General features: G+C 66.1%; 4 protein-coding genes. All 4 read left to right on the forward strand.

The window, feature by feature from the left end; genetic code table 11:
• Nucleotides 1-28: 28 nt before the first annotated feature.
• A complete protein-coding gene (locus FJZ36_06305; GenBank protein MBM3214508.1) occupies nt 29-2,293 on the forward strand; it encodes a copper-translocating P-type ATPase in 2,265 nt (754 codons plus the stop codon).
• 49 nt (nt 2,294-2,342) lie between these two features.
• A complete protein-coding gene (locus tag FJZ36_06310; protein ID MBM3214509.1) occupies nt 2,343-3,269 on the forward strand; it encodes a hypothetical protein in 927 nt (308 codons plus the stop codon).
• An 8-nt stretch (nt 3,270-3,277) separates the two neighbouring features.
• Entirely contained in the window at nt 3,278-5,602 is a 2,325-nt protein-coding gene (locus FJZ36_06315) for a hypothetical protein (protein ID MBM3214510.1), read from the forward strand.
• Between the two features lie 19 nt (nt 5,603-5,621).
• On the forward strand, nt 5,622-9,146 hold a 3,525-nt coding region (locus FJZ36_06320; GenBank protein ID MBM3214511.1), incomplete at its 3' end, for a hypothetical protein.

The following is a 9,146-nucleotide window of genomic DNA, read 5'->3' on the forward strand; positions in this document are numbered from 1 at the left end:
CGGTGACGGAGGGCCCCGCATGGCAACGATCACCGAGAACCTGCCCATCGTCGGCATGACGTGCGCCAACTGCGCCAACACGATCCAGCGCACGCTGACCCGACGTGTGGACGGCGTCTTGGAGGCAAACGTCAGCTTCGCCAGCGAGAGCGCAACGGTCACGTACGACGACTCGCTGACGGACCATGCCGCCATCGCCGCCGCCGTGGAGCGGATCGGCTATCACGTCGTCGAACCGGCAGACACAGCCGAGGACGCCGAAGCCGAAGCGCGCGAAGCCGAGATACGAGACCAGTCCCGCAAGTTCACGGTCGGTCTGGTGTTCGCCGGGCCCCTTTTCGCCTTCAGCATGTTGCGCGACTTCGGCCTCTTGGGGCATTGGTCGCACGCGCCGTGGGCAGCGCTGGCGATGTGGGCGTTCGCCACGCCCGTCCAGTTCTACACCGGGCTCGATTACTACGTGGGCGGATTCAAGTCGCTGCGGAACCGATCCGCGAACATGGATGTCCTCGTCGCGATGGGGTCGTCCGCCGCGTACTTGTATAGCGTCGCCGTCACGGCGCAGATCGTGTTGGCGGGAGCCGAGGGCCACGTCTACTTCGAGACGGCTGCCGTCATCATCACGCTGATCAAGCTGGGCAAGCTCCTCGAAGTGCGCGCCAAGGGCAAGGCGGGAGCGGCGATCCGGCGGCTGATGGGGCTCCGCTCCAAGACGGCGCGCGTCGTCCGCGACGGCACGGAGATCGACCTGCCCATCGAGCGGATCGTCGTCGGCGATGTCGTCGTCGTTCGGCCCGGCGAGACGATCGCGGTGGATGGCGAAATCGTCCAAGGCGAGTCTGCCGTCGACGAGTCGATGCTGACCGGCGAGAGCATGCCCGTCGCCAAGTCGCCAGGCGATCCAGCCACCGGCGGCACGCTCAACAAGAACGGTCTGCTCCGTGTCCGAGCGACGCGGATCGGCAGCGAGACGGCGCTGGCGCGGATCATCCGGCTCGTCCAAGAGGCGCAGGCGAGTCGTGCGCCGATCCAACGCCTCGCGGATCAGGTCTCCGCGATCTTCGTTCCCGCGATCATCGTCGCGGCGGCTGTCACGTTCGTCGTCTGGACGCTCGTTCCGGGGTCGAGCGCGACGCACGCCTTCGTCAGAATGGTCGCCGTGCTGGTCATCGCCTGTCCCTGCGCGTTGGGACTGGCGACCCCGACCGCGATCATGGTGGGAACCGGCAAGGGAGCCGAGCACGGCATCCTCTTCAAGTCGAGCGAGGCGTTGGAGAAGCTCCACGCCATCCGCACCGTCGTGCTCGACAAGACCGGCACGATCACTCAGGGAGAGCCCGTCGTCACCGATGTCATCCCGGCGGATGGGCAGGGCCGAGACGACTTACTGCGCCTCGCCGGAGCCGCCGAGCGCGGCAGCGAGCATCCTCTTGCCCAGGCGATCGTTCGAGCGGCAGACGAGCTCGGTTCCACCGACCTGTCCGTCGATTCGCTGGAAGCCATCTCAGGTCACGGAGTCCGCGCGACGGTCGGAGGTGATGCGATCACCATCGGGAATCATCGCCTGATGGCGTCCGAGGGCATCGAGACGAGCGGGCTCGCTGACGACGCGCGCGCACTCGAACGGCACGCGCGCACGGTCGTCTGGGTGGCGCGCGACGGCAGGGCAATCGGCGTCATCGGGATCGCCGACACGGTCAAGGCGACATCGCGATCCGCGATCCGCCGGCTCCGCGATCAAGGCGTCCGATCCGTCATGATGACGGGCGACAACCGCGCGACTGCCGACGCCATCGCGAGCGAGGTCGGCGTGGACGTTGTCCTCGCGGAGGTTCTCCCCGAAGATAAGGGGCGAGAGGTGGAGAAGCTCCAGAGCGGCGGCGCGGCGACGGCGATGGTGGGCGACGGAATCAACGACGCTCCGGCGCTCGCCCGCGCGGACGTGGGCGTTGCCATCGGGACGGGCACCGACGTCGCCATGGAGACGGCGGGCGTGACGCTGATGAGCGGCGACCTCCACGGCGTTCCGAATGCCATCGCCTTGTCCCGCGCGACGATGCGTATCATCAAGCAGAACCTCTTCTGGGCGTTCGCGTACAACGTGACGCTCGTGCCCATCGCCGCTGGAGCCCTGGCGTCGCTCCCTCAGATGCCCCTGATGCTCCGCGAGCTGCATCCGATCGCCGCCGCGCTGGCGATGGCGCTGTCGTCGGTGAGCGTCGTGATGAACAGCCTGCGACTCCGGCTCGTACGGATCGGCGATGCCAGCAACAACGCGCCGCCCGATGCGTGACCGATCAACCCGCCTCTTGGGACGTGCCGTCTGGACGAGGACGGCGCGCGTGCTCATCTGGACTAGCATGATGGGATGGATGGGTTTCGCGGCTCGTCCTTCCCTCGCCGCGTTTCAGGATGCCTTCGCAGGCGCTCGCTACCTCGGCATGGGCGGGGCGAGCGTCGCGGTCGTGGCGGACACGGACAGCATGGCTCAGAATCCTGCGGGTCTCGCCGAGCTCGGGGCGGAAACCTCGCGACGGCAGGTCGGAGCCAGCTATGCCGGGCTCCATGTCGGTCTGAGCGATGATACAGGGATCGGGCAGAACCACATCGCCTACGCCATGTCATCGCCGAAGCTGGGTGGGGCTGGTCTCGCATGGCGGAGGACTCAAGCGGGCAGGCTCTACTCGGAGGACCGCGTCGGCGTCGGCGTGGCGCGGCGTGTCAGCGAGCGTCCGAGTGGACGCGTCCTCTCGGTCGGCGTGCAGGGCGATGTCTTGTTCTGGGATGCCGCCCCGACGCTGACCTCCTCGGGCGCCGTTTTGGAAGACTTGAGCGGCGATCCGCGTTTCAGCCTGTCTGCGGGCGCGCTCTTCGCGTTGGCGCCGGGCGTCTCCATCGGTTTGGCGCTGCATCACATCAACCAGCCGAACATCGTCTCGGATCGGTCGGAAACCGACGAGCTCCAGCCTGTACAGACGACCTTTGGCATCGGCGCGCGCGGCGCGCGGTTCCTGTGGACGTTCGACATCGTCCTGGAGCTCCAGGATGTCGATGTCCGTACGGGTCTCGAATGGCTTGCCGACCAACAGCGCCTGGCGCTACGCGGCGGATTCCGGCTGGAGGGCTTAGGGCTGGGCACGAACCTGACGCTGGGCGTCGGGTATCGTGTCGCCCCGTCGACTCGTCTCGATTACGCCCTGTGGCTCCCCATCGGAACCGTGCAGAGCACGCTCGGCTCGCATCGCGTCAGCGCGACGTACGACTTCTAGGAAGCCGCATGCACGACACGACGGCTCCATATGTCGGCTCTCAGTGGTACATCCGAATCGTCGTCTGCGCCCTGTTCGCTGCGATGGGCTCCATGGTGTCCGCCCAACTCGCCGACCCCCTTGGAAACCCTCTGTTCTTCGGCAAGGGCACGCCCATCTATGGGATCGACGCTCGGTACGGTCTGCTGGAGGGGAGCTCGACGCTGTCGCGGAACAAGCTCTTCCGCGAAAAGACGGGGAACCGGAACTACTTCGTGTTCGACATCCAGCGTCCGACGGTGCGTCACCAACTGACCGTCGGGAACTTCCCGGCGAAGCATTCCGCCTTCACGCTGAGCAAAGAGCTGTTCGACGCCGTGCGGTGGACAGTCACCGTGCCGCGCGCGCGAGGGTCGGCATCCGTGTTCCTTTCGCGGCTCACCAATCCGACGTTCGACAGCGCCGGGCGCCCCATCGAGGGCAAGGATATCGAGAGCCGCGCCGACTGGTTCATGGCTGGACTGCGCGCCGAGACGAACCTGGGGGCGCGTCCGATCCGCGTGGCGGACCTGGCGGAGGTGAACCTGCCCCTGCCACGGATCGGAATCAGCTACGTGAATCGGTTCTTCACGAGCTACGACTTGGCGCGCGCCACGAACCCCTTCCGAGGAGTCGTGACAGCGTCGCCGCCGTCGGAGCTCCGCCTGCGCTTCCGCGATGGCTCACCGGACGACGGCGGCGGAGCCCGAGTCCATCGCGTGCAGGTCGTGATCGACGGCGACGTGCGTTACGACGTCAAGGGCGGCAGAGAGCTCCCTGGCATCTTGGAACCCGGGTCGCAGAGCCGTCGCTCGCTGGCAGGAGACGCTCGCGAGGCGAACGGAGACGCCGCGTTCGTCTACCGGTTCCCGCTGTTCAGTCCGCAGGACATCCGATCCGTCGAGTTCCGTATCGACATCGCAAACGACTACGTGGTCGAGCTCTCTCGCGACGGGGCGACCTGGGAGCGCAAGCTCGACGCCGACGGGAACGTGCAGGACGGCGCGAACCGGCGCGTCCGTTCGTTCCATTACGGCGAACTGACCGACGAGACGACCTTCGGCGTGGATATCCAGACCACACTGGGGGGCTTCGCCATCGAGAGCGAGCGGTCGTGGTACAGCCAGACGCTTCAATACCCTCTGTTCGACGCCGAGCGCCGACGCACGGTCGCGGACGCGTGGTACGTCGAGGTGAACCGCCGGTTCGGACCCCTGTTCTGGTCGGGCGAATACACGACCATCGATCCGTTCTACAACGCCTCGTCGTTCATCGACGACAACGACAACGAGGACCCCTACCTCGACGCTCGCGAGCCCTCGGTGCCCTTCGCCGGCAGCGACCAGGACGACCGCGATCGCGACGGCGTGAAGGACTGGGACGACGACTTCCTGCTGTTCGAGGCGGACCCGCCGAAGTTTCTGCTCGGGCTGAGCCGCGAGTCGATGGACTTCAACAATAACGGCGTGCCGGACAACCTCGAAGACAACACGAAGCCCAACTACAGGCTCGACTACGACGAGGGCAGCCGGGGGTTCCACACATACGCCATCGTCGATCTGCCCATCGCCAAGGGTCTCGCCCTCATCCCCGGCTATTACGAGAAATCGATGACGTCGAGCGGAACCTACGCCGTCGGGGCATATCAGATTCTCGCCTACGAGCCGACGCGCATCCCGGACTTCGGATTCGTCAAAGCCCGATACACGGTGCGCCGTTCCCGCGACGAAATCCCCGACGACGTCATCTTCCGAGGCAAGCTGGTCCGCGACGAGTTGGCACTAGGCGACTATCTCGGTAACATCGTCACGTTCATCGCGGACTACGACAACGTTCCGAAGCTCACGATCCGGTCCAAGTTCAAGTACGAGTTCAATACGCTCTTCGCGTCGCGCACTCATGTCACGGACGCGCAGCTCATCAACCAGGTGCGCTACCAATGGCAAATGCGCGACGACATGGTGCTTTCACCGGCGTTCCGCAACGACCGGACGCTGGGCTTCGCGTCGCCGGCAGACCCCGCGATGGAGACGAGCGCGATCCGAAATGCGTACATGCTGACGCTGACGCATCAGGTCGCGCAGGAGCTCCAGCTTTCAGGCGGCGTTCAGTACCTCACGTGGCGCGACCTGGTCGTGTCGCGCAACGACTACAACCGGCGGGTGGGGTTCCTGGAGCTCGTGCTCCAGGGCAAGGCGTTCGGACAGGACATCGGGCTGATCACGACCGTGGATTTCGTGAACCAGGCGTTCCTGCAGCCCGTCGGCGGCAATCAGAGAGAGACGAACATCTCGGTCGGACTGTTCGTCCTCTGACGAAGGAACCGGAAGCCCGATGGACGCGCGGTTGGCAGTTCTCGTAGCCGGCATCGGTCTGCTGGGGTTCCTGTTCTACCCGCGCCCCGAACTGCCCGCGTCCGAGCCGGAAGGTGTCTGGGTCACGACCGCGCGGAAAATCGACGGCGAACCGCCTCGGTTCCCGGTCGTCCAGCGTGCCGATCCCGTCGTCGCGACGGTCGATCTCGGCTTCGTCTACGAGATCGATCGGGTGGATATCACGTTCGACAATGCGACCGACAACGGTCCCAAGTACTACGAGGTCCTCGTCAGCCCGACTCGAGCGGGAACCTACCGCAGGGCGTTCGCTTGGCGGAGCGCCTCGCGATTCTACCCCTACACGATCCAGACCTTCGCCAACGCTCACGAAGCTCGGTGGGTGCAGGTCGCCGTCACCGACTGGTTCAGCGGCAAGCCGGCGGTCAAGGGCATCCGCGCTGGGCCCTTGTATCGTCGCGACTGGAATCCCATCCGATCGGTCACGACCTCGCACAACGAACAGGATGCCCCCTACCTGATCGATGGCAGGATCGCCGGCGGTCAGGTATGGAGCGGCGCGGAGCGCGTCAAGGTCACGACGGAGAAGGACGGCAAACGAACCACCGAGACGCAGCTCCGCACCCCGAAGTCCGATGCCTGGGTCCTGCTGGACCTCGGCGCACGCCAGCGCGTGTATGGCACTCGCGTCACGGTTGTCGGACCCGGAAACTGTCCCAAGTCGTACCGGGTCGAGTTCAGCGACGACGGACGATCCTTTGAGCCGATCCACACGTCCGGGGCGCTGGCTGACGAGACGCGCAGCTATGTCCACCGTCTCCCGGAGCCTCTCCAGACTCGGTTCATGCGCGTCCTCATCCCGGAGGGAGCGTGGTACGGTCGCTACGCGGAACTGAGGGAGGTCGAGGTCTTCACGGATGCCTACCGGCTTCGGAACACTGCCGCCGAGTCGATGGCGGACTACACGCCCGTCGCCGTTGCGTACGACAACTGCGGCGTGGACCTGAGAAGGTCGCCGAACCTGACGACGGGCTACGTGTTCGACCGAGGCGGAGAGGTCACGACGCCGGATCGCTTCGGCTGGCGCACCGGAGACGATATCGACAGGGAAGTGCCGGACGCGTTGACCACCTTCGCCTACCACTACGACGGATTGCGGTTCCACTACTCCGATCTGTCCGCAGACCGGCTCTACTGGATCCAGGTCACGTACCTACAGAACAAGGGCGGTGGGCGATCTCAGAACCTGATCGCCGATGGTTTCCTGCTGCACGCCGACGAAGTGACGATCCCCTCCGGCGAGCCGAAGGCGATGGCATTTCACCTGCCGGCGGCGGCATACGCCGATGGTGAAGTCGCTGTCCAGATGAACCGACTGGCGGGACCCAACGCCGTCGTCTCCGAGGTGACGCTGTTCGAGGCTCGTCCGTCCGGGGTCGGCGACTCGCCTTCGCAGTCGCGCGCCTCCGGCAGGGCGATCCGGGCGAGCGGGCCCATCGCGATCGATGGGGAGCTCGACGACTGGGCGGATGTCGCGGCGCTGACTGCCACGGGCGGTATCTCCGACGCGACGGCGTGGCTCCAATGGGACGACGACGCGCTGTATCTGGCAATGAGCGTACCTCGGCGGTCGCTGCCTTCCGGCGCGGCGCTGATGGACACGCTGGACGTCTTCATCGACTCGGCGAACACGCGCTCCCCGACGACCTACCGACGCGGCGACGTCCATCTCCGATTCTTCAGGTTCGGCAGCGGAAACGAGGTCCTGCGCTACGTGCGTCACTTCTCCGACGAGGAGGCAGGACCGGCAGGCATCCCACCCGTTGAGCACCGTGGCGCGCGGTCAGGCGACCGCTACGTGCTCGAAGCGAAGCTGCCGCGAGCCGGACTGCTCGACGCCTGGAGACCCCAATCCGGCGCGCAGTTCGGGATGAACTACATCCTGACAACACGAGACGGCAGACGATCCCATTGGGTCGCGTCGAGTCCAGACGATGCCCCGAGCCGCTGGGGGCCCGTTCGCCTGGTCGGTCCCGTTCGAAGCGACGTGCGGATCGACGTCGCGAACCCGTCTTCCGGCGATCCCTCGGCGGTTCGGGCGGGCGTCGAGCGCATGTACGCCGGCGATATCCTGTGGCTCGTCGTCCGCGACCCAGACGCGAACCGGAGCCCGTCCGTTGCGGATTCCGTCGCGGTTCTGCTCGAAACGGACTCCCCGGCTGCGCAACGTCGTGTCCTGCTCACCGAGCGCGACGCCAACGCCCTCTACGACGCTTCGGCGAAGGCGACCGACAGCGAATACTTCTCGGCGGCGTTGCCGACGCGCTTGTCGATGGAAGTCGGGTCGAATGAGGCTGCGCTGAGCGTCATCGGTTCCTCCGAGATACGGATCCGTTACGAAGACTCGCTCTACGAGCCCCCGAACCAGGCTGGAGCTTCCGAGGCGGCTGCGACGGTCATCACCGGCGTGGACGGAACCATCGCGGCGCGCGATTCCGAGGGAAACTCCGTCGCCGTCCTTTTTGCTGGAAGAACCGTGCGGATTCGAGTCGTCGATACGGACTTGGAATCGGAGATTCCGTCCGGTGACGGTCCGCGGGAAGCCGTCGTGACGGTCAGCTCCCGAGCCGGTGACGGAGGCGCCGAGGACGTGGCGAAAGTCATCTTGACGGAATCGGAACCGGGCGTTTTTGACGGCGAGTTGCGCACCGCGTACGGCGAGGAGCCCGTTGCCGACGATGCGCTCCAAGTCACCGGAGACCGCGAGGCGCGCGTCCTCTACGACGACCGCGTTCAGGCATCCGGGGCGACGCACGTCCCGGTCGAGATGCGCCTGCGCGTCGCCATCGGGGCGACGGCGCTCATGCGGCTCCGTACGCCCGGAGGGAAGTTCGCGCCGTCGATGGGTTCCGACATCCTGTTCCGCGCCGGAACGCCCCTCATCGTGCGCGTCGAGGACAGCGATCTGAACCGAGACCCCGGGGCGGTCGAGTACGCCGAGGCGACCGCAACGGCGGAGACCACGGGCGACACGGCGACGGTTCGGCTCGTCGAGAGCGGGCCCGACTCGATCGTGTTCGAGGGCATTCTGAGAACCTCCTACGCGACAGCGGCGATTCCCGACAACGAAACGCTGGAGGTCGGTGGCGGGGAGCGCGTCAACGTCGAATACACGGACCGTCTGCTCGGATCTGGAGCCACCGACGTGCCGCTGTCCATGGGCGGAAGCACGATGACGGGCGCTGACGGCATGGTGCTGCTCGTGTCGGGCGACTACGTGAAGCCGGTCAGCCGGTTCAACGCCGGGGACGCGCTCTTTCTGAGGGTCATCGAAGCCGATGACATCGATGAACCAGCACGCGTGGTCGTTTCGGGCGGACTCAATGGCGACCGAGAGGAGATACCGCTCGCCCGATCCGCCGTCGCCGCCGGCGATTTCGTCGGCTCGGTTCCGACGACCTACTCCGACAGCCCGACAGCGATGAACGGCATTCTCGAAGTTCGCGGTTCCGAGGAACTGACCGCG

It is taken from the genome of Candidatus Poribacteria bacterium (assembly GCA_016866785.1).
Lineage (GTDB): Bacteria > Poribacteria > WGA-4E.